The following is a 22,088-nucleotide window of genomic DNA, read 5'->3' as shown; positions in this document are numbered from 1 at the left end:
CCCCCCGACGCCCCGTTTTAGCGCAGCCTCCATGCCCTTGGCCTGGACTGACTTCATGAAGTTGCTTTCGCTAGTCATCACGCCGACGATCCGGGCGAACTGGCGGCTGACGCTGTTTTAGGCGTGCCCCAGGCGGGCATCGAAGTACAGTGAGTCGCCGCGCGGCAGATGTACCCTCTCATCGTTGTCGAAATGCACCTTGATCTCGCTGGAGAGTACGTACGCGAATTCCTCGCTGGGATGGCGCGCGAAATCCTCGGGACCTGCAATGCGGCGTGCATGCACTGTGCTGACCACTGGAATCCTCTGCTTTCCCACCGGCTTGGTGCCGAGGAACTCATAGGCCATTTATGCCCAACCCCCATAGATTACTTATTCACGTTCACCACCACTCGCCCGAGCACTTTTCCTTCCAGTAGTTCCTTGGCGACAGGTATCGCTTGCTCAAGGCTGATCTCTTTCACTGCAGTAAGCAACTCGCTCCCGCCCAGTGTTGCAGAGAGTTGACGCCAAACTTCGATCCGCGCCGATAGCGGACAATGGACACTGTCAACGCCGGCCAGGGTGACGCCGCGCAAGATGTACGGTGCTACAGTTGACGGAAAGTCCATGCCTTGCGCCAAGCCACACGCCGCGACGGTGCCGCCATACTTAGTGCTCGCACAGACGTTGGCGAGCGTGTGACTTCCCAACGAATCTACAGCGCCTGCCCAGCGCTCGCCATGAAGTGGCTTACCCGGTTCGCTTAGCGTCTTGCGGTCGATGATCTCCGACGCGCCCAGAGCGCGAAGTCGATCGGCCTCCGTGGGACGTCCAGTGGACGCAGCAACCGTGTAGCCGCGCTTGGCAAGTAGAAACGTGGCAAAACTACCCACCCCGCCGTTGGCACCGGTCACGAGGATCTCACCCGAATCCGGCGTCACACCATTTCGCTCCAGGGCCAGCACGCACAGCATTGCGGTGAAGCCGCCCGTGCCGACAGCCATTGCGTCACGAGTGCTCAGTCCCTCCGGCAGTCGTACCAGAAAGTTGCCATTTACGGCGGCTTTCTGCGACAAGCCACCCCAATATGACTCGCCCACACCCCAGCCGGTCAGAACAACCTTGCTGCCAACGGGGTAGCGCGGGTCCGCACTCTGCTCTACCGTTCCCGCGAAGTCGATACCCGGCACCATTGGCCACGTCCTTACCACAGGTCTAAGTCCGGTAATGGCCATCCCGTCCTTGTAGTTCAGCGTCGAGTAATCAATCGCCACCGTGACATCACCCGCAGGGAGTCTATCCGCGGTGAGCGTCTGCACCGATGCCTCGGTCTTTCCTTCTTTCTGATTGAGTAGAATTGCGCGAAACATGGTTCTCTCCGTTAAGGTCAATCAACCGCCTGAGCAAGAAAAACTATTTGATGTGGCTCCAACGAGCCGCCTCAGCACACCAAGAAAGCAAGCGTCTGATTCACAAGGATGTTGTGACAATGGAAGATTCCACCGTGACCCGAATCCGGATAGATGCGCAAGGTCGAATTAGGTGCCAGTCGGTGTAATGCAAAAGACCGCTCCGTGGGGACTATTACGTCATCATCCCCATTTGCGATGACGGTCGGCCGATCAATCTCTTTCAGACGCGAGGGGTCCTCATTTCCCCAGGCCTTGATCGCCTCAAGTCAGCGTGTTTACGGGCCATGCAGTGCGGTGATGCACGGACTTCCGCCTGTGCTGCCCGAACTACTACAAGGCTGGTGCTGTGCGCCCTCTGATGCAAATCGAAAGGGTGGCGCGGCCGATGCCTGCGCCACCTGGAGCAGCATGACATCAAGACAAGCGCCCGTGTCAGGACACCACCGGATAATCGACGTAGCCGTGAGCACCATCTCCGCCGTAGAGCGGAGCGTCTTCGAACGGCCGGTTTAGTGGCTTGTTCTCGCGGAAGCGGCGCGGCAAGTCGGGGTTGGTAATCATCTTGCGGCCAAACGAGACCATGTCGGCACGGCCGTTGCGGATGGCGTCCTCTGCCATTTCCTTGGTGTAGCCGTTGTTGACCATCCACACGCCGGTATACAGCCGGCGCAGCGCCTCATAGTCGAAGGGAACGTTGTCGCGCGCGCCGCCCGTGTAGCCTTCGACGACATGGATATACACCGGATGAAGTTTCTCCAGTTCGCTTACGACATGCTCGAACAATGGCTGCGGGTTGCTCTCGACTGCGTCGTTGACCGGCGACACCGGTGCCAGGCGCACGCCCACTCGGTCCGCACCGATTTCCGCGATCACTGCTTCCATGACATCGAGCAGGAAGCGGGCACGGTTCTCGATGCTGCCGCCATACGCGTCGATGCGCTTGTTGGTGCCGTCGCGCAGGAAGGAGTCCAGCAGGTAGCCGTGCGCGCCGTGGATTTCTACACCATCGAAGCCGGCCCGGATGGCGTTTGCGGCGGCGCTGCGGAAGTCATCGACGATGCCGGCGATTTCAGCGGTCTCGAGCGCGCGCGCGGGCGAGCAATCAACGTATCCTTGGCCGTTGATGTAGGTCTTGGCATTGGCGGCAAAGGCCGACGGTGCTACGGGTGCTTGGTTGCCCGGCTGGAAGTGTGTGTGTGAGATGCGGCCCGTGTGCCAGATTTGCAGAAAAATCTTGCTCCCCTTCGCGTGCACCGCGTCAGTCACCTTCTTCCAGCCAGCAATTTGGTCGGGGGTGTAGATGCCGGGCGTATTCGTGTAGCCCTGGGCGGTCGTGGATACCTGCGTGGCTTCAGCGATGATCAGGCCCAAACTGGCCCGCTGGCTGTAGTACTCGACCGCCATGTCGGTCGGTACGAGGTTGCCATCGGCCCGGCTGCGCGTCAGCGGTGCCATGGCCATGCGATTGGCAAGCTCGATTCTGCCCAGCTTGATCGGCTGAAACAACGCATCGGCGAGCAAGACCTCAGACTGCGCACTCATGGCTAGGTTACTCCGTGGTTGGTGGTTGGTTGTTGGCAGGCGGCCGCGCTGGCCGCCCGCAGATGGTCAAAAAATGCAGTGTCGAGGTCATCAAACTCCCCTGCCGGAACCTCGCTCCTTGACGCACAGCGCGTCGAAGAAGACCACCGGGTACATCCGTTCTGGCGGGTCAGAGCCGCACAGTCCGGTCGGGCGGTGGCATGCCGTCGTTGATGCATTGGCGAATCGCCTCCAGGATGCCCAAGTCCAGTTCGCTCGCATCCTCGACCCCGAAATGGCGGAGCCACTGTGCCACCAGTCTGACGCGCTCTGCATCGAGGCGCCCGTCCGCCGCGGATGCTGGATTGTCGGATGCCATACCTACAGCGACCTCCGCTGCGGATAGCCGGTAGGCAGTCGGCGCACCATCCATGAGCGCCCCCATCTGGCGACCAATTCGACGATAGTGGTCAGACTTGACGTGCGCTTGGGCCGCAGCATCGTCGGTATAACGCTCAATGAACACGTATTCACGAGCTTCCTCGGAACGCCACAGGTCGTAAGACAGGCAACCCGCTTCGCGACGCGACTCCGCGACCAGTCCGGCGGCTAGCGCTTCAAAGTTAGCCTCTTGGCCTTGTTTGACTTTAATCTTGGCAACGATTGCACGCATTTTCTTGTCTCCCGATAGTCAGCGGCGCCCCAGCATTCCATGAAGTCGCTCCGCGACAATCTCTTCCGCCTGGCGCATGATTCTGCCGATCAGTTCTCCGACGTTGGGAATGTCATGAATGAGGCCCGCAACCATGCCGCACGACCAGGCGCCCACGTCGAGTTCGCCGTCTTTCATGACGCGCGGATAAATGCCGGCGACTTCTTCCGCGATATCCGAGAAGGTTATGTCTGACCCGAGTCGCCTTTCCTTCTCCAATAGACGTTCGACCCCGGCATTGTTTAGCACGCGTTCAGTATTTCGGAGTGGGCGCATCACGAGCCGCGTATCCAGTTCCGTCGCGGCGACGATTGCCTCCTTCACCTTTTGGTGCACCGGCGCTTCCTGCGTTGCAACAAAGCGCGTCCCCATGTTGATGCCGGACGCCCCCATCGCGAGCGCGGCCACCAGCGAGCGACCGTCTGCCATGCCGCCCGACGCAACGAACGGCACCCGTAGTTCGTCCGCGGAGCGGGGCAGCAGGATGAAATTGGGAACGTCGTCCTCTCCCGGATGCCCTCCGCATTCGAAGCCGTCCACACTGACCGCGTCACAACCGATGCTCTCCGCCTTTAGCGCATGCCGCACCGATGTGCACTTGTGAATCACCTTGATTCCGGCTTCATGGAGCACGGGTAGCCACTTCACCGGATTGTTGCCGGCAGTCTCGACGATTTTCACGCCACCGTCGACAATCGCCTTCAAGTAACCGGGATAGTCAGGCGGTACACGGGCAGGAAGGAAGGTGAGGTTGACGCCAAACGGCTTGTCGGTCATTTCCCGGCAACGCCGGATTTCACGGGCCAAGGCATCCGGACTCGGCTGGGTCAGCGCCGTGATGATGCCCAGGCCGCCCGCGTTTGACACTGCTGCAGCCAACTCCGCGAATCCGACGTAGTGCATGCCACCCTGAATGATGGGATGTTCGATGCCGAACAATTCGGTAATCTTCGTCTTCATCGACGAGCCTCCTTTGAATAGAGAAATATTAATGCGTCAGAACTGGTCGGCAGGCAGCGCCATCAGGCAGGCGGCGCCCGTTTCCACGCGCTCCCGCAACGCGAAGACCAGCGGCAGCTCGCGCGCGAACCAGTAGCGGGCAAGCTCCAGCTTGCGTTCGAGGAACTGTTTGTTGTCGGCGTGAGGCAGAAGAGGAAGCGCGACGTTAGACATCCGCAGCCACATCCATGCACAGGCCACGATGCCCATCATGGCCAGGAAATCGCTGGACGATGCGCCAGCGTCGTACGGGTCCCGCGCGGGATCGGCAAACCAATTGGCGCTCGCGCGGATTTCCTGCACGGCTTTGCGCAGTGCCTCGGCGTACGCGCGGAGTGGCTCCTGCTGTTCCGCCTCCGATGCGGTAGCGTCCACCAGGTCGAGGAAGTCGGCCAGCGCCCTCCCGCCTGCGGCCGGAAGCTTGCGCAGCACGAGGTCCAGCGCCTGCACGCCGTTCGCGCCTTCATAAAGCTGGAAGATGCGGCAGTCGCGCACGAGTTGTTCGACGCCGTTGTCGCGGATATAGCCATGGCCGCCCATCAGTTGCATGGCGTCATTGGCCGACTCGAAGGAGCGGTCACTGAAAAATGCCTTGATGACCGGCGTCAACAGACTGCCGATTGCGCTCCGGTTTTCGCGTATCGCTTCATTCGGTTCGTCGAGCAGCGTCCGGACGTGCAGAGCCAAAGCACGGGCAGCTTCGAGGAAGGATGCCTGCTTGAGCAACAGCCGACGCACGTCGGGGTGGACCACGATGGGATCGGCGGCGCCGCGGGTGCGGTCTTCCGCCTTCGCCGCGCGGCCAGCTAGTCGCTCGCGGGCGTAGTCGGCCGCATGACCATAGGCCCGTGTCGCCGACGAGACCGCCTGGAGCCCCGTGCCGAGGCGGGCCGAGTTCATCATGTCAAACATGCCGCTCATGCCAGCGGACGTCTTGCGCTGCGTGCCGCCAGACTGACTCGACTCACGCAGCGGATAGGCCAGAGCGTGCTCGAACGACATCGTGCAGGTGGCACTGCCCTTCAGACCCATTTTGTGCTCGACACCGGCCACAACGACGCCATTTGGGCCGCCCAGCGCACCGGTTTCAGAATCCACCACACGCTTCGATACCAGGAACAGCCGGACCGTCGACAAGTCCTCGCGGATGCGGCCGTCCTCGTCCGGGACCTTGGCCAGCACGAGATGGATAATGTTCTCGGTGAGGTCATGGTCCCCGCCGCTGATGAAGGTCTTCGTGCCATTCAGCCGCCAGCTACCGTCCGGCTGCGGCACAGCGCGCGTCTTCATGAGGCGCAGGTCGGTACCGCAATGCGGCTCGGTGAGGCACATCGTACCGGCCCAGCGCCCCTCCACCATTGGCGCAACGATGTACTGCAGCATCCACGGCTCGCCGTTGCGGCTGACTGTCGCCTGCGCCCCGCCGGTCAGCCCCGCGTAGAGTCCCAGCGAATTGCAGGCCGATGCAGTGAACTCGTGCACCGCCTGTCCAATCAATTCAGGCAAGCCGGTTCCGCCGAATTCCTCTGGAGCGGACACCCGGTTCCAGCCCGCTTCGCAAAGCGCGGCGTATCCGGCCCGATACCCATCAGGCGTCCTTACTACGCCGTCTTCGAAATGGCAACCTTCTTCGTCTGCAGGCCCGTCCAGCGGTGCCCAGACCTCTTCGAAGAAACGTGCCGCCTGCTCCAGCACCTGACGCGTATCGTCCCGTGTCATCTCGCCAAGCGCGTGCGGCGCGACGGGCGCGATGACGTCGTGCAGCAGAAAGACATAGTCGTCGACGGGAGCCTTGTATTTTGTAGACACAGCGATTCCTTCATGGTTGATGCGATGAATGGTGACAGGTCAGGTGTTGCCGTGGCGGTCACCAATTTCCCAGACAAGCTTCGCCCAGGCGGCGTTGGTTTTCCGGTCCAGCCCGTCTGTCTGTGCCGAACTCAGGGCTTGCGGCGGCGGGGCTCAGGCTCACGGTTAAACTTCCTCGGCGTGTCGAATGGCATAGGGGACGGTGAAGCTGCGTAGCACTTCGGTCAACGCAGCGTCGTCCGCGTCGCCTCCCCGCACACGAATCTCGACGAAGAAACCTCGGCTGCCCCGGTCACTCACCTGCACCAAGGTATGTGTGCTCCGGCCGATGCTGTCGAGCGCGGCGCGAAACATCCGCTCAATGGCATCGACGCGCAGCAGGTTCTTCTGAATCTTGCCCACCGAGGTCTTGGGCATTTCCGGCAGCACGGAGCAGTACTTCGGTATCGCAGCACGCTCGGGCACGTGGGCCGTAGCGTATTGCAGAATGCTCTCTGCAGATGCCGTCGCTCCCGGCTTCAGCACCACGTAGGCGACCGGTATCTCGCCGGCATGGGCATCAGGAGCGCCGACCACTGCGGCATCCTGGATGGCGGGATGGCCGAACAGCACCTCTTCCACCATCCTCGGGTCGATGTTGTGGCCGCCTCGGATAATCAGATCCTTGGCGCGGCCCGTTATCCACAGCCAGCCGTCTGCGTCGAGGTATCCAAGGTCGCCGGTGTCGAACCAGTCGCCGTCGAACCAACGCGCTGCCTGCTCCTGCCCCAGATAGCCCGGAAAGACCAAAGGGCCACGCACGATGACCAGACCGGGCTCGCCCGGCTCGCAGTCCCGGGCGACCTTTCCTTCCCCATCCGGCTGCACGATGCGCACCTGCTGGTACGGCATGCGCACACCCGAACTGCCGACCTTGACCCGCTCAGCCGGCGGCGTGATGCATGTGACCGCCGTGGTCTCGGTCATGCCCCAGCTTTCGCGGATACGCAAGCCAGTCATGTGATGAAATGCCTCGGCGACGGTGGTCGACAGCGGCGCAGTCGACGAGGCGACGTAAGTCAGCGACGAGATGTCCGCGCCATTGAGGGGAATCGACAGCACTTGATTAACCAGCGTCGGCACAAACGTCAGCATGTTCCCGCGAAATGCCTCGACGATGCGCCAGATATTGGGCAGCACGGACGGATGCCGGAATCCGGACGACGTCATAAGGACGACCGTCGAACCTTTCGCCAACGGGCTGTAGCAACTGACCACCGCGCCGGCCACGTGGAAGACCGGAACGCCGACCAGCAGCACGTCAGTCGAATCGAACCCGGTCAAGTACTTCGATGCCCACACCCAGAACACCTGGTTGCGGTGCAGGTGACGCGCCAGCTTCGGGACACCGGTCGTGCCACCGGTGTGAAAAAGAGACGCGGTGTCGTCGGGCGAGAAAACCCGCCCTGAGAGAAGGCGGTCCGCCGGATAGCGCTCCACGGCTTCAGCGAAGTCAATCACCGGCACCCCCGCCACCGACGTCGGTCCCGAACCGCCCACGCGAACCACCGCAGCCAGCGAGGGCAGACCACGCGCGACCGCTTCGGCCTTGGCCCAAATCTCCGTGTTCCCCTCACCGCCGAAAGCAACCACTACCTTCGTGCCGGCGGACCGGAACATTTCGATGAGGTTGTCCGGCTCCAACATCCAGTTGGCCGGATTCACGATGCCCGCCGCCTGAGCGCCCCACAGGACGAATTGTGACTCTGGAATCGCGGGCATCAGCACCGAGACGACGTCGTCCTTGCCGACACCCAAGTCACCGAACAGGTTGGCTGTCTGGTGAATCTTCTCGCGCAACTCGGCGTACGTGACATGTCGGGCGGTCTCCAATGGCCGTGCGCCGTCCGTAAAGAAGTGAATGGCGACCTTGGACGGTGCGATAGCACAGCCGTCCATCAGCATCTCGTAGGTGGACGCCGGCAGCTTGCGGTCCGCAAGCGGGACGCGTTCAAAGCGCGTCACGTCCGCTTGGCTCAGCAGGACTTCGGACGTCCAGTACTTAGGCATTGAGGTGGTCATGGGTTGCTCGTTTTCCGCGTTCATTCGCGTTCGAGTTTGATATCGCTTGCCAGTCGCGCGAAGCGGCTGGACTCCTGGCCGAAGTAGCTGGCGGACTGGTCAAGGTCCATGACTGCACCGACCGAATTGCCTTGCTCCGCTACCCAATCGCGAAAGGTCGGCTCGTCAATGATATGGTTTGCCGCCTTGCTGACAGCCTCCGCGGTTGCCTTCGGAAGCTTTGATGACACGAAGAGCCCCGTCCACATCGCATAGTGGAAGCCGCGCAATGCCGGGATATCGTCAACCGACGGGACATTTGGCATTCCGGTATGCCGGTCCGCCGAGAGAACGCCCAGCACCTTGATCCTTCCCGCCTTTGCCGCCTGAATGTAGCTTGGGATCAGGGGCAGGAAAATGACGTCGATCTGGCCGGCCATCACGTCCTGCATCGCGGGGGCGCCCCCCTTGTAGGGCACGTGGGTAACAGGGATATTGAGGCGCCTGCCGAAGTCGATGCCCACCATGTGGAAGAGGGAGCCAGTTCCCGTACTGCCGAACGAAAGCGGCCGCGCGCCTGGTTGCTTCGCCTTGTCGACAAGCTCTTTCAGGCTATTAACCGGATAGTCCGGTCTTGCCATGACAGCTAGCACGCCCGTTTGCAATTGCGCCACCATGCGGAAGTCGTCCGGCTTGTAGCGCACGCTCTTCATCGCCAGCGGCGGCAGCGTCAATTCGTTCGGCGACGCCACCAGCATCGTCAGCATCTCTGCGTCGGCGTTGAGCAGCCGTTGGGCGCCAAGAGAACCCGAGGCTCCTCCGAAGTTCTCGACGACAACAGTTCGGCCCAGGCGAGTGCCAAGTTCGGACTGAATCCGCCGTGCGACCATGTCGAACGCGCTGCCGGCCGGATACGGAACAATCATTGAGGCTGTGGTGCGCGCAGGCGACTGAGCCAAAGCGCCAGTGCCTCCCCACATGCCGGCTATCAGCAAAGACGCAGCGGCGAGACCGGTGCGTCCGAGTCTCGGGATGAGTAAAGCCATTTTGTTGTCTCCAGTTTTTATAGTTCTACTACGAGCGGCATTCCCGCCGGGCGCAGGGCGCAGCCCCGCACGACTGACATAGTCGCGCGGCGCAACATGGTGTCGGTGGTCGGCGGGAGGACTCGCCTAGAAGTACAGCTTGGCCAGGGATTCGGCGATGCAGACGGGCTTGGCAGCGCCCTCCATCTCGAACGTGACCGTCCACATCACTTTCACTCCACCCCGCCCTTCGTCATCAACGTCGTGCAGAACGGCCCGCATTCGTACTTTCGCGCCAACCGGTACTGGCCCGGTGAAACGAACCCGGTTCAGGCCGTAATTGACGCCCGCCCGCATCCCCTCAAACCGGGTCACCTGGGCCATCAGCATTGGCAGCAGCGACAGCGTGAGAAAGCCATGTGCGACGGGAGCACCAAAAGGGGACTCCCGCCGGGCACGCTCGGGGTCGACATGAATCCACTGATGGTCGCCGGTCGCCTGCGCAAACAGGTTCACTTCGTCTTGCGTGACCTGATGCCATGGACTAGGCCCGGCCTCCTTTCCCCTGAACGCCTTCAAGGCATCGATTGACGTAAAAGTCTGCATGTTGCTCCCCTGTCTGCGTGAATGATCGCCAGCGTCGCCTCAGCGCCCCTGAAACCTCGCCTCGCGACGCTCAACGAAGGACTGGATGCCCTCCTTGAAGTCTTCCGAGGCAAAAACCTGGTCGCGCACCTGGGGGATGACTTCGATGGCGGCTTTCTCGCCGTGCTCGATATAGGTCAGCGCTGCTGCCTTGGTCGCACGCAAGCCGATGGGCGCCACCTTGCAAATGAGACGGGCAATCTCCATCGCCCGTTCGCGGTGCCTGCCGTAGGGATGGACTTCCTGAACGAAACCGCAGCGGTACGCTTCGGCTGCCGAGAATTCGTCGCACAGGAACAGGTGGTACATCGCGTTGCCCCAACCCGTCCGCGTCAGATAGCGGAAGTGGGCGCCGCCGAGCGGGGCGATACCTCGCTTCGATTCAAGCTGGCAAAAGCGCGCGGTATCGGCCGCAATCACGATATCGGAAGCAAGCATCTGCTCGATGCCGATTGTGTAGGTAATTCCGTGGACCACCGAGATAAGCGGCTTGCGGCAGCGCTTCTCGAGACCGAACGGGTCGATCTGGTCGGCCGGGATCGGCTTGGCCGTGGCAGTCGGGCCGAAGAACTTCGGCATGTCCAGGCCGGCCGTGGTGTGCTCCCCGGCCGGATCCAGCACGGCCACCCACAGGTTGTCGTCGTTGTCGAACTCGGTCAGCCGCTGCGAAAGCTGCTGCATCAATTCCGGCGTGATGGCGTTCTTCTTGGCGGCGTTGTCCAGCGAGATGATTGCGATGTGGTCTTCGATCGTCATGCGGACTTCGGGCGTGGCTGCGGTGTTGCTCATGGTGTTCCTCCTTCGATTCGGGATGTCCGGGTTACGTTTTGAATGTCTTCAGACCGCGCTTAAACCGCTGTGATGCCACCGTCGACAGCCAGGATCTGGCCGGTGATGTGCTTGCCCGCATCGCTCGCGAACAGCAGTGCCGCACCCTTCAGGTCGTCGTCGTCGCCAATGCGTTGCAGGGGTACCTGTTCCGACAACTTCTCGACACCTACCTTCTCGATAGTCCCCTTCGTCATCTTCGACGGGAAGAAGCCCGGCGCAAGCGCATTGACTGTGATGCCGTAGGGCCCCCACTCGCTTGCCAGTGCGCGCGTGAAGTTCACCACGGCACCCTTGCTGGTGTTGTAAGCGATGGTCGGCTGGGCATTGGGACCGTTGCCGATCAGGCCGGCAATCGACGCGAGATTGACGATGCGCCCGTAGCGGTTGGGGATCATCGACAGCTTCCCAATCTTTTGCGTGAGCAGGAAAATCGACCGCACGTTCAGGTTCATGAGCTTGTCCCAGGCGGCCAGCGGATGGTCGACGGTGCTTGCGCCCCACGTCGCACCCGCGTTGTTGACCAGGATATCGACCTTGCCTAGTCGCTCCATTGCCTCGTTGGCGAGGCGCTCGATGTCGTCCTCCGAGGCGTTGTCGGCCGCAATCCAGCTTGCGTCAACCCCGAGGCTGGCAAGATGCGCTTGCGCGGACTGGAGCGCATCAGCCTTGCGTGATGAGATCACCACGCGGGCGCCTTGCGTGCCGAGCGCCTCGGCAATTTGCAAGCCCAGCCCGCTGGATCCGCCGGTAACGAGCGCCGTGCGGCCCGTCAGGTCGAAGAGATTTGCCACAGCCGTCATTGCTGTCTCCTTCTTGGTGATTGGAACGTTGTTAAAGCACTTCAAAGAGCCCGGCAGCACCCTGACCGCCACCGATACACATGGTCACTACGACGTACTTGACGCCGCGGCGCTTGCCCTCAATTAGCGCGTGCCCGGTCAGTCGCGAACCGCTGACGCCATAGGGATGGCCAACCGCGATGGCACCGCCGTTGACGTTGAGGCGGTCATCGGGAATGCCCAGCTTGTCGCGGCAATAGAGCACCTGACAGGCAAACGCCTCATTCAGCTCCCACAGTCCGACGTCTTCCAGCTTGACGCCGGCCCGATCCAGCAGGCGCGGGACAGCGAACACGGGCCCGATGCCCATCTCGTCGGGCTCGCAGCCAGCAATCGCGAACCCACGGAACAGCCCGAGGGGCTCGATGCCGCGGCGCTCGGCGAGTTTTGCGTTCATCACAACGCAGGCCGAAGAGCCGTCCGAGAACTGGCTCGCATTGCCAGCCGTGACGACACCTCCCGGCAAGGCGGGACGGATACGCGACACCGCCTCGAGCGTCGTATCTGGTCGGATGCCTTCATCCTCGGAGATGACGACTTGACGAGTCGTGACGCGGCCCGCCTCGTCGACCACGCCCATCGTGGTCGTCATCGGCACAATCTCGTCGTCGAATTTTCCGGCGGCCCGCGCCGCAGCCGCACGCTGCTGGCTGCGCACGCCGTACGCGTCCTGTATTTCCCTGGGGATGCCGTAGCGCCTCGCCACAGTCTCGGCGGTCTGCACCATGCCCCAGTACAACTCCGGCTTGTGCTCGACCAACCACGGGTCGCACCCCATATGGGTGTTGGCCTGGTTCTGCACACAGGAAATCGACTCGACGCCGCCAGCGACGATGGCCGGTGCGCCCTCCAGAATCACGCGTTGCGCGGCCATCGCAATGGTCTGGAGTCCCGACGAACAGAATCGGTTCACGCTCACGCCTCCCGTTGTCACCGGCAGGCCGGCACGCAGGGCGATGGCACGGGCGATGTTGCCGCCGGTGGTGCCTTCGCCGAAGGTCCCGCCCATGATGCAGTCCTCGAGTTCAGACGGGTCCAGGCCCGAGCGGGCCACCGCGTGGTACACCGCATGCGCGCCCAGCGTGGCGCCGTGGGTCATGTTGAAGGCGCCCTTCCAGCTCTTGGCCAGGCCGGTGCGGGCAGTCGAAACGATGACAGCCTCATTCATGATGGTCTTCCGTAGGATTGAGTGGGAATCAAGCGTTGAAGGTTCGGCCTTTGTCAGCCAGCTGTTCGATCAATGCAGCGGGCTTCCAGCTCGGGTCTTTCGCCGAGAGTGCGCGCAGCGTACGGCGGACGTTCGTCACGCCGACCGTGTCGGCGTAGAACATCGGACCACCGCGCCAGGCAGGGAAGCCATACCCGTGCAGATAGACCGCGTCGATGTCGGACGCGCGGGCCGCAATGCCTTCATCGAGAACGGCGGCGCCCTCGTTCACCAACGCATAGATCAGCCGCTCGACAATTTCCTGGCTGCTGAAGCGCCTCGGCATCACACCGCGTTCCTTCCAGTAAGCCTCCAGCATGGCCCGCGTGCGCGCCGACGGCAGCGCCTTGCGTTGACCCGCTTCATAGTCGTACCAGCCGGTGCCGGTCTTCTGGCCGAAGTGGCCAGCCTCGCAAAGGCGATCCCCAAGTTCGAAACGGGGCTGCGACGGATCTTCGGCGTAGTGGCGTTTGCGGATAGCCCAACCGATGTCGTTACCGGCAAGGTCTGCCATCCGGAAGGGACCCATCGCGAGCCCAAATTCCTCGATGGCGCGGTCTACCTGTTCGGGGAACGCGCCCTGCTCCAGCAGTTCGCCGGCGCGCCGGGTGTACTTGGCCAGCATGCGGTTGCCGATGAAGCCGTCACAAACGCCCGACACGACCGGCACCTTGCCTATACGTCGGGCCAGGCGCATTGCGGTCTGCAGTACGTCCGGTGCCGTCTTGGCGCCGCGCACGACTTCCAGCAGGCGCATCACGTTGGCCGGGCTGAAGAAGTGCAAACCAACCACGTCCTGGGGGCGCCTCGTTTCAGCGGCGATTCGGTCGACGTCTAGCATCGACGTATTGGTCGCCAGAATCGCGCCAGGGCGGGCGATTTCATCGAGCGCACGGAACATGCGCAGCTTGACGTCCATGTCTTCGTAGATGGCCTCGATTACAAGGTCACAAGCGGCGACCCTGCCCAAGTCCACGGTCGGCTGCAGCAGCGCCATACGCGCCTCGACCACCTCGGCTCGCAGCTTGCCCTTCTTAAGGCTTGCCTCGTAGTTACGGCGAATTGCCGCGGCACCCTTCTGTACAACCTCATCGGAGATGTCCAGCAGCACGACGGGAATTCCAGCACTGAGGAAGTTCATTGCAATCCCGCTGCCCATGAGGCCCGCCCCCACGACGGCTACCTTGTTCACCGCGCGCTCGGGCACCGAATCGGGCACGTCCGCCAACTTGGCCGCCGCCCGTTCCGAGAAGAACGCGTGGCGCAGCGATTTCGAGACGGGGCCATTCATCAGCTCAAGGAAGAGGCGGCGTTCCAGCGCCAAGCCCTCGTCGAAGGGCAGCTTGAAGCTGGCCTCAATGGCGTCCAGACAGCGCAGCGGCGCTTGAAGATTCGTGTAGCGGGCGGCGACGGCCGGACGCGCTACCGCCAGGTAGCCCTCCGGGGTCGGATGGCGGATAGTCAGATCACGTACCCTGGGATGCGGGCCCGGGCGTGCCGCGACTTCCTGCGCGAAGGCCACGGCGGCAGTGACCACGTCACCTTCCACGAGGCGGTCGAACAGGCCGGTGTCGGCCAGCGCCTCGGAAGGGATGGACGTTCCGTGCACAATCATGTTGGTGGCCGCCTCCAAGCCAATCAGGCGCGGCAACCGCTGGGTGCCGCCGGCGCCCGGCAGCAATCCCATCGTCACTTCCGACAGTGCAATGCGCGCCTTCGGCACGGCGACGCGGTAATGGCATGCCAACGCCAGTTCGAGCCCTCCGCCCATCGCCACCGAGTGAACTGCGGCGACTACGGGCTTGATACTGTTCTCAATGGCCACTAGCACTGTGTTGAGGCCCGGTTCGCGCCAGGCTTCCGGCGAATTGAATTCGCGCATGTCGGCACCGCCGGAGAAGGCTTTGCCCGCGCCGGTCAGAACGATGGCGCGGACGTTGTCATCGGCCGCGGCACGCTCGATGCCGTCGATGATGCCAACGCGCACGTCGTAGCCCAGTCCGTTGACGGGCGGGTTGGCAATCGAGATGACGGTGACGTCATGGATGACTGTGTACTGGATGCTCATGGAAGGTTCTTTACAGATCGGGGTAGCAGATGGGACTGTCTGGCCGCGCGGCTCAGGTGCGAGCAGCCGCCCTGACCGGCGCGCGTTCCAGGAAGCGCCGGAGAATCTCCTGCGTTTCGGGCGACTGGCGCAGGGAGTCGAATACAACCATTTCGCGCTGGAGGCTGGTTTTCACGAGCGCCTCGGTTGCCTCGCGCATCAGGCCGCGAGTCGCCATAAGTGCCTGGCGTGGCTTTGCGGCCAGGCACTTTGCAATCGACAGTGCCGCTTCGGCCACTGTCTCCAGCGGTTCCACGCAATTGACAAGTCCTGCCCGATGCGCCTCGGCGGCGGGAATGGTCGCACCGAGGAGTAGCCATTCCGCCGCCTTGTTCCGGCCCACTACTTGCTGGAGCAGCAGCGTGGAAGCGAATTCCGGGCACAGGCCCAGGTCAACGAACGGGAAGCGGATACGGGCATCGTCGGAGGCGACGACGTAGTCGCAATGGAGCAGTATGGTCGCCCCGATGCCGACGGCGTGCCCGCACACGCAGGCAACCATGGGCTTGTGCAGCGCGATGACCGCGCGCAGGAAACGCCCGGCGGGGGATTCCTCGGGCCCGGACGTCTGCCCATTCACGAACAGGCTGATGTCGTTGCCGCTGGTAAAGTTGCCACCCTCGCCCTGGAGCAGTACGGCGCGCACGTCGTCCCGACGGTCCGCCTCAGCGATGGCATCGGCAAGCGCCGTGTAAATCTGCGCAGTAAGCGCATTCTTCTTCGCCGGCCGGTTGATTGTCACGACCAGCACGCCGTCGTCCAGGTGCAGCAGCACGTCTGCCGTCATCGTTCTCTCCTTCGGTCCAACCCCGGTGGAGTTGTGTCGTTGAGGAGAGTTTGGACGTCGGGCGCTGATTTGGCTGTCGGAATTGACTCTGCTGCTTGTCAGCGTTTTCTGAAGTTAAGACCCCGGTGGTGCAGTGGTTCAGTCAATCAGTCGATGCTCGACGGCATAGCGCGCCAGCTCGGCGTTGCTGGTGATGCCAAGCTTCTTCAGGATGCGTGACCGATAGGTGCTCACGGTCTTTACGCTCAGGAACATCTGCCGGCCAATCTCAGTCAATCGGATGCCCCGTACAATCAGCAGCATGATCTCGTATTCACGGGACGACAGCTGTTCATGCGGTGTTTTGTCAGCAACGCGGTCGAAGCCATCGAGCAGACAATTCGCAACGGAAGGCGCTATGTAGCGCTTGCCCTGCGCTACCTTGTGGATTGAATCAACCAACTCCATGGCATCCATGTCTTTGGTGACATAGCCGGATGCTCCCGCCTGGAACGCTCGCAGCGCATACTGCTCGGCCGGGTACATGCTCAGGACGATTACCGGCATTGTTGGCCTCTCGGCCCGTAGCGTGGGCAGCATTTCCAGGCCACTGCGGCCGGGCATGTTCACGTCGAGTAACGCAACATCGAACGGCTGCTCTCGCACGCGGCCCAGCGCCTCCGACGCATCACCGGCCTCGGCAATCACATCGAATCCGTCCTGCTCTGCCAGCAGGCGTTTGAGACCCTCTCTGAAGATTGTGTGGTCGTCTATCAGCAGCAGGCGAATCATGACCTATCCTTTCTCACAGTTGGCGCGCGACAGCATTGGAACGCCTAGTCTCACGCGCGCCCCGGAGCGGGGTCCGGGATCCAGAACCAGCGTCCCGTGCAGCTCGCGCGCCCTCTCCCGCATGCCCAAAAGGCCGAGATGTCCCTCGGAAGCACCGCAATTCACTTCGAACCCTAGTCCGTTGTCCGCGATTTCAAGCTCTAGCCGGTCAGCCGCCCAATCTAGGCTGACCGTCACTTCGGTCGCCTTGGAATGCCGCGCCACGTTCGTCATGGCTTCCTGAAATATGCGGTAAATGCCAATCTCTCGATTGCGGTCCAAGCACTGCCCCGGGCCCGTAGTATGGAATCGCGTTGCGATTCCATAGCGCCGCTCGAAGCGGCCCAGATCCAACGAAAGCGTGTCGCATAAGCCCAGATGGTCCAGAGCCCCCGGGCGAAGGCCTTCTGAAACCGTGCGCACCGCCTCGATAGTTTCTTGTGTGAGCTGAAGGGTCTGAGCTGCCGTGAGAGCCAGTAAGGCGAGCGAAGACGAAGCGTCGCCGCCGCGTCTCTTCCCCGACTCGCGACAGCGGTCCAGTGCCTCGATGCCCCGTGACAGCCTCGACAGGTCAAACTTAATTGCAGTAAGCATGCCGCCAATCACGTCGTGCAGTTCGCGCGCCACGCGGTTGCGCTCGTTCTCCCTTACGTTGTTGGCGCTAGCCACGAGTTCCTGCAATCGCTCGCTGGCGTCGACCAGGTCGGCGCGCTGCCGCTCTCGCTCGGTGATATCGATGCTGACGCCGAAAATCGCCGGTCGACCGTGAACATTCACGCGGGTGCCGTGAATTTCGAAGCAACCGGGATTGCGGGACGATGTCCTCCGAATGACAAACACTTCGGTCTGCGCGATACCCTTGATTCTCTGGTGATACTGAGCCATCAGGTCCGCGCGCTGAGAAGGATTGGCCACGTCGCGTAGCCTGGCACCAATGAGACGCTCCCGCTTCAGACCACACATGCGTGCGAACGTCTCGTTCACGTACCGGAACCTTCCGTCCTGGAGGATATAGATGCCAACGATGGACTGCTCCACGATGCCCTTGAAAGGGATTTCATAGTCGTCAAGGCCAACGTCGCCCAGTTCAACGTTCGTGTCACGCATGACATCCGCCCTTCTAAATGATGCTTGTCATGCAGGAGGATGACAAGCACAATGTATAAAGTCAAGAGAACGATGGAGGTATGACGCATGGGTCATTCTCAAGCAGACAAGATGCGCAGCAGGGAGCGAATCCTTAGTGAAGCGGCGGAGCAAATCCGGGACGGCGGGCTGGAATCCGTCAGCGTTGGCAAGTTGATGCGCCGCGCCAATCTGACCCACGGCGGGTTCTATGGACATTTCGCATCACGGGCGGACCTGCTCGCCCATGCGTTGGAGCGTGCGCTAGACGATGGAGCGGCCGCATTCGAAGCGAAGAAAGGCAGTACACATCCCGACTATGCCGCAACTGTCAAAAGCTATCTGAGCCGCAAACATCGGGATTCACGTACCACGGGTTGTGCAATCGCGGCCTTGGCCGGTGACGTAGCGCGAGCCGAAGAACCCGTGCGCGAAGTGATGTCGGCCCATATTGAACAGTTCGTCGCACGCATAGACAAGGCGCTTGGTGGCGACCCCGAGAAGGCCCTGTTCGCGGTCAGCGCGCTGATTGGCGCACTGGTGGTGTCGCGGGTAATGGCAGACGAGAAGCACTCGGATGCCGTACTGGCTGCCGCCAAGCGGGAATTGCTCGCACTGGAAGAGAATTGCTGAGGAAAGCCGGCTTCGTCAGGATGCTTCAGTAGGTCGTCCAAGCGTGCCTGAGCGCGCCGGATGGTAAGACGCGGTGGCTCGCCTCTACCGGCACCTCAATGCCATGACGGCCGAAGATGCCCCTCAGAACCGAATGCCGGAATTCCACCGGATAACCCAGGAACAGGTGGTCATGCTGAACACCCAGAGCAAAGCTGAAAACCTCGAACACTAGGTGTTGAACATCAACACTCGGGTTGATTTCCCCTACATGCGCGGCGTCCTTTAGCTGCAAAGCCAACAGGCCACGCCAGGTGGTTACCGCCTGTGCCACGCTAAGACTGACAGCATTCTCTGCTCGCCCAGCCAATTCGCTGCCGGCGCGCAGGATGAGGCAACCACCGCGCAATACATAGTCGCCGAGCCAGACGTCCAGCATGCGTACTAGCCGGCGTAAGCCTTTTGGCGCTTGCGCGGCAGCCTTTATCACGTCGGCCGAGAGAGCCTCAGCGTAAGTAAGGACGGCCTCTGCGAGAAGCTCGCTGCGGGATTCGAAGTGCTGGTAGATGCAGCTCTTCGACACGCCGATCTCTTCACCAAGGTCGCTAATCGAGAAGCTATCGAGGCCTCCACGCCGTGAGAGAGAAATAGCTGCGCCCAAGACTGCTCTGCGTGACGACCGGGATTCGCGCCTAGGCATGATTGTCCTCATAGACGGTGGTTACCATAGCAATCTTGACCTCTTCCCGCAACATATCAATTTCAACGTGTTGCAAGACGCCAAACTGCTCGTCGCGCAGCAGGGACATTGTCAAAGGCCCCGACAAGCTCCCGCGCTCTGCGTTGTCGAAGTAGCGCACCGCGCACCATACTGGATTCGATGCAGCTGCCGTGTGCGAACGGCCATACGAGTCGCATATTCGAGCTATCGCGAGAAACTGCCCAAGGCCATCGTCAATCATTGTCGATGCCGCTCGCATTCCGCTGCGCCATGGCACATAGCTGGACGACGGGAGTTCGGCATCCAAAACCACAAGCGCGCGGCCAACAATGTCTCCCTCTTGCCTAACTTCGGCTAGCCATCGTTGCTGCCGGCCGTCTGCATGCCGCAGGCTTGCCTCGAGGTCGTATCTGCCTGATCGCAACGGCTTGTCAATGTAAGCCGTCAGCAAAACCGGGGCGGCGGAGCCGCATGTTGAATCCAGCACGGCACCGAGTAGCAACTCCACAAGGCCGGGCTGCTCATCAACAGTGGATGCCATCTGTCCTTGCTGCGCAACGAAAGATGAGTCCAACATCGCTTGTGGAGTAATCCGTGCGAAATCCATGTCTCTCTCCTGTCCTGTCGGCGGCGCCGCCATGGCGCAAATCACTGGTGACTATAGCCAGCAGCCGTGCACCTGTGCGAAGGATGGAAAAATAGGGAAAAATCTGACACCGACTCGCCGTCGGGGAGTTCCGCCGAAAGCCGGAGACGATCGCCATCTCCTTCTTGCGGTCGATGATCTTCAGAAAGCCCTTGTCGTCGAAGATGCCGAGATCGCCGGTGCGGAAGTAGCCGTCAGCGGTGAACGATTTTCGCGTTTGCTTCGAGATTCTTCCAGTATCCTGACATCATCTGCGGTCCCTTGACGCAGATCTCGCCAACCTCACCAATGCGAACCTCGCTATCGTTGTCGTCAAGAAGCTTGACGTCTGTGTAAGGTACCGGTAAAGCCGCTAACGGTATGCGGTTTGAGTGAGACGACAGGCGAGGTATCCGACAACCCATAGCCCTCGCGAATGAAGTTTCCGGTTACCGACTCCCACCGATCTGAGATAGTGTCGATCACCGCTGCCCCACCGCCGGCGGAAAGCTTCAATCTTGACCAGTTCCCCCTCAATCGTGGATGGGCGACTAACCCGGTGTACAGCGTGTTGACACCGGTGAACACTGTCGGCCGCACAGCCTTCAGCACGTCGATGCAGCCATCGATATTTCGCGCGTTGGCCACGAGCCAGTTCTCGGCGTCGACAGAGAAGTCGGTCAGGAAGTTCACCATGAGGGCGAAGATCTGGTACAGCGGGATCACAGTCGCAACTACCTCCTCGCCGAACTGCAGCACATCAGGCATGAAGACCTAGAACCGCTCGATGTTTGCGATGAGATAGCGGTGCGACAAAGCCGCGCCCTTCGGGGTAATCGTACGATTACGCCATGGACGAAACCTACATCCTGGTCAAAGGCCGGTGGACGTACCTCTACAGGGCCGTGGACAAGTCCGGCAAGACCATTGACTTCCTGCCGCGCGCTCGTCGTGATACCGCCGCCGCTCGCCGCTTCTTCGAGAAGGCCATCGCCCAGAACGGGGTGCCGCAGACTGTCACGGTGGACAAGAGTGGTGCGAACCTGGCGGCCCTGCAGGCGATCAACGCCGAGCGGGAAACGCCCATCAAGATCCGGCAAAACAAGTACCAGAACAATCTCGTCGAGCAGGACCATCGATCCATCAAACGCCGGGTCAGGCCGATGCTGGGATTCCAGACCTTTCTCTGCGCGCGCATCATCCTGGGCGGCATTGAGACCATGCGCATGATCCGTAAGGGGCAGATGGCTACCTCAAAGAGGAGCAATCCGTCCGCGGCCGAGCAATTCTACTCGCTGGTCGCATAAGCGCTTGCTACTCGGACACCGCCGGCTGCACCTACACCCTTATCGCGACGGAACCCCGGACCGGGCTGGGCAGCGCTCAACGCGGCGTGCGCAACTCCATGATGTCGCGAGCCTCGGCAGGCGTGGCAACAGACATGCCCAGGTACTCGATGATCGTGCGCGCCCGCTCCACGAGTTGCCCGTTGGTCGCAAAGACGCCGCGGCTCAGGTACAGGTTATCTTCCAGCCCCACCCGGACATTGCCGCCGAGCAGCGCGGACTGCGCCACCATCGGCATCTCGTCGCGGGCGATGCCGAACGCCGCCCATTGCGCGTTAGCCGGAATCAGGCTGCGTTGATAGATCATGGTCTCCGTAGTGGCTGGCGCGCCCCACAGCACGCCCAGCACCATCTGGAACAGTGGCACTCCATTAATCAGGCCGTCCGCAATCATTGAATTGCCGAACAGGATGTCGCCCGCGCTGAATACTTCGAGCTCCGGCTTCACTCCCAGCTCCTGAAACCTCTTGGCCATTGCCCGCAGGGTGCGGGTGGTGTTCAGGTAAACAAACTCGAGTTTGCCTTCCACCTGGTTGCCGGTGGTGATATCCAGCGACGCAATCTCCGGCAGGCACAGCTCGAGATGGCGGACACGTTCCGCAACGGGAATCACGTCGCTGTCCGGCAATGCACGCGACTCGTCCTCCGGGTCGGGAAGCAGGAAAGCGCCCAGGCCGCAGGTGAGATTCAGCACGATATCGGTTCCAGACGCGCGCACGCGGTCAACCACCTCTTTGAAGAGTGCCGGATCGCGGCTGCCCGCACCTGTATCCGGATCGCGCACATGAATGTGCGCCACGGAAGCGCCGGCCTTCGCCGCTTCCACGCAGGCGTCGGCAATCTGGACCGGCGTGACCGGCATAGCGGGGTGCTTGCGGTTGAAAGGTGCGTTGCCTGTGACCGCGCAGGTCAGAATGACTTTTCGTGACATGT

General features: G+C 61.7%; 20 protein-coding genes and 3 pseudogenes. 3 read left to right on the top strand and 20 right to left on the bottom strand.

Going from position 1 to position 22,088, the window contains the following annotated elements:
• The 16 genes and pseudogenes from AC1RWI_RS26170 to AC1RWI_RS26095 all read right to left on the bottom strand — a co-directional run.
• Window positions 1-348 (bottom strand): annotated as a pseudogene (locus AC1RWI_RS26170) (cupin domain-containing protein); the annotation flags it as partial.
• A 20-nt stretch (window positions 349-368) separates the two neighbouring features.
• Window positions 369-1,352: an acrylyl-CoA reductase (NADPH) gene (gene acuI, locus AC1RWI_RS26165; RefSeq protein ID WP_043346264.1), complete on the bottom strand. Its 984-nt coding sequence runs from the start codon at window positions 1,350-1,352 to the stop codon at window positions 369-371.
• 474 nt (window positions 1,353-1,826) lie between these two features.
• The gene (locus AC1RWI_RS26160; RefSeq protein ID WP_492869740.1) at window positions 1,827-2,936 is read right to left on the bottom strand and encodes an alkene reductase; all 1,110 of its coding nucleotides are present in this window, start codon (window positions 2,934-2,936) and stop codon (window positions 1,827-1,829) included.
• A gap of 169 nt (window positions 2,937-3,105) precedes the next feature.
• Window positions 3,106-3,588, bottom strand: coding sequence for a putative quinol monooxygenase (locus AC1RWI_RS26155; protein WP_492869738.1), 483 nt, complete (start codon window positions 3,586-3,588; stop codon window positions 3,106-3,108).
• Window positions 3,589-3,606: 18 nt separating this feature from the next.
• Entirely contained in the window at window positions 3,607-4,587 is a 981-nt protein-coding gene (locus tag AC1RWI_RS26150; protein WP_043346271.1) for an NAD(P)H-dependent flavin oxidoreductase, read from the bottom strand.
• Window positions 4,588-4,623: 36 nt separating this feature from the next.
• Window positions 4,624-6,435: an acyl-CoA dehydrogenase C-terminal domain-containing protein gene (locus AC1RWI_RS26145; protein ID WP_492869736.1), complete on the bottom strand. Its 1,812-nt coding sequence runs from the start codon at window positions 6,433-6,435 to the stop codon at window positions 4,624-4,626.
• Between the two features lie 165 nt (window positions 6,436-6,600).
• Entirely contained in the window at window positions 6,601-8,496 is a 1,896-nt protein-coding gene (locus AC1RWI_RS26140; protein WP_492869734.1) for an acyl-CoA synthetase, read from the bottom strand.
• A 20-nt stretch (window positions 8,497-8,516) separates the two neighbouring features.
• Window positions 8,517-9,521 (bottom strand): Bug family tripartite tricarboxylate transporter substrate binding protein, encoded by a 1,005-nt coding sequence (locus AC1RWI_RS26135; protein ID WP_492869732.1) that lies wholly within the window; start codon window positions 9,519-9,521, stop codon window positions 8,517-8,519.
• A gap of 126 nt (window positions 9,522-9,647) precedes the next feature.
• Complete coding sequence (locus AC1RWI_RS26130; protein WP_492869730.1) at window positions 9,648-10,106, bottom strand: MaoC family dehydratase; 459 nt, start codon at window positions 10,104-10,106, stop codon at window positions 9,648-9,650.
• 39 nt (window positions 10,107-10,145) lie between these two features.
• A complete protein-coding gene (locus AC1RWI_RS26125) occupies window positions 10,146-10,934 on the bottom strand; it encodes a crotonase/enoyl-CoA hydratase family protein (protein WP_492869728.1) in 789 nt (262 codons plus the stop codon).
• Between the two features lie 59 nt (window positions 10,935-10,993).
• Window positions 10,994-11,776 (bottom strand): SDR family oxidoreductase, encoded by a 783-nt coding sequence (locus AC1RWI_RS26120; RefSeq protein WP_043346280.1) that lies wholly within the window; start codon window positions 11,774-11,776, stop codon window positions 10,994-10,996.
• 31 nt (window positions 11,777-11,807) lie between these two features.
• Complete coding sequence (locus AC1RWI_RS26115) at window positions 11,808-12,983, bottom strand: acetyl-CoA C-acyltransferase (protein ID WP_043346282.1); 1,176 nt, start codon at window positions 12,981-12,983, stop codon at window positions 11,808-11,810.
• A gap of 28 nt (window positions 12,984-13,011) precedes the next feature.
• Entirely contained in the window at window positions 13,012-15,090 is a 2,079-nt protein-coding gene (locus tag AC1RWI_RS26110) for a 3-hydroxyacyl-CoA dehydrogenase NAD-binding domain-containing protein (protein WP_492869726.1), read from the bottom strand.
• Between the two features lie 52 nt (window positions 15,091-15,142).
• Window positions 15,143-15,916: an enoyl-CoA hydratase gene (locus AC1RWI_RS26105; protein ID WP_492869724.1), complete on the bottom strand. Its 774-nt coding sequence runs from the start codon at window positions 15,914-15,916 to the stop codon at window positions 15,143-15,145.
• Between the two features lie 138 nt (window positions 15,917-16,054).
• On the bottom strand, window positions 16,055-16,687 hold the full coding sequence (locus AC1RWI_RS26100; protein WP_043346288.1) for a response regulator: 633 nt from the start codon (window positions 16,685-16,687) through the stop codon (window positions 16,055-16,057).
• Window positions 16,688-16,690: 3 nt separating this feature from the next.
• The gene (locus AC1RWI_RS26095; protein WP_492869722.1) at window positions 16,691-17,833 is read right to left on the bottom strand and encodes a PAS domain-containing sensor histidine kinase; all 1,143 of its coding nucleotides are present in this window, start codon (window positions 17,831-17,833) and stop codon (window positions 16,691-16,693) included.
• A gap of 87 nt (window positions 17,834-17,920) precedes the next feature.
• Between AC1RWI_RS26095 and AC1RWI_RS26090 the strand changes: the two genes are divergently transcribed.
• Complete coding sequence (locus tag AC1RWI_RS26090; protein ID WP_043346293.1) at window positions 17,921-18,484, top strand: TetR/AcrR family transcriptional regulator; 564 nt, start codon at window positions 17,921-17,923, stop codon at window positions 18,482-18,484.
• A 25-nt stretch (window positions 18,485-18,509) separates the two neighbouring features.
• Here AC1RWI_RS26090 and AC1RWI_RS26085 read toward each other — a convergent pair whose 3' ends face one another.
• Window positions 18,510-19,124 (bottom strand): TetR/AcrR family transcriptional regulator, encoded by a 615-nt coding sequence (locus AC1RWI_RS26085; RefSeq protein ID WP_492869720.1) that lies wholly within the window; start codon window positions 19,122-19,124, stop codon window positions 18,510-18,512.
• Window positions 19,125-19,155: 31 nt separating this feature from the next.
• A complete protein-coding gene (locus AC1RWI_RS26080; RefSeq protein WP_492869718.1) occupies window positions 19,156-19,791 on the bottom strand; it encodes a hypothetical protein in 636 nt (211 codons plus the stop codon).
• Between the two features lie 31 nt (window positions 19,792-19,822).
• Between AC1RWI_RS26080 and AC1RWI_RS26075 the strand changes: the two genes are divergently transcribed.
• Entirely contained in the window at window positions 19,823-20,095 is a 273-nt protein-coding gene (locus AC1RWI_RS26075) for a hypothetical protein (RefSeq protein ID WP_419188891.1), read from the top strand.
• On the opposite strand, the pseudogene AC1RWI_RS26070 reads toward AC1RWI_RS26075, so the two are convergent.
• Window positions 20,025-20,505: pseudogene (locus tag AC1RWI_RS26070) on the bottom strand (AMP-binding protein). The gene AC1RWI_RS26075 and the pseudogene AC1RWI_RS26070 sit on opposite strands and share 71 nt — an antisense overlap.
• Before the next feature lie 149 nt (window positions 20,506-20,654).
• On the opposite strand from AC1RWI_RS26070, the pseudogene AC1RWI_RS26065 reads away from it, so the two are divergent.
• Window positions 20,655-21,116: pseudogene (locus AC1RWI_RS26065) on the top strand (IS6 family transposase); the annotation flags it as partial.
• A gap of 76 nt (window positions 21,117-21,192) precedes the next feature.
• On the opposite strand, the gene AC1RWI_RS26060 reads toward AC1RWI_RS26065, so the two are convergent.
• On the bottom strand, window positions 21,193-22,086 hold the full coding sequence (locus AC1RWI_RS26060) for a beta-keto acid cleavage family enzyme (RefSeq protein WP_043346300.1): 894 nt from the start codon (window positions 22,084-22,086) through the stop codon (window positions 21,193-21,195).
• Window positions 22,087-22,088: the final 2 nt, after the last annotated feature.

The organism is Cupriavidus sp. MPR-AND1C, from assembly GCF_058809705.1.
This window is presented reverse-complemented; position numbering and strand designations above follow the sequence as displayed.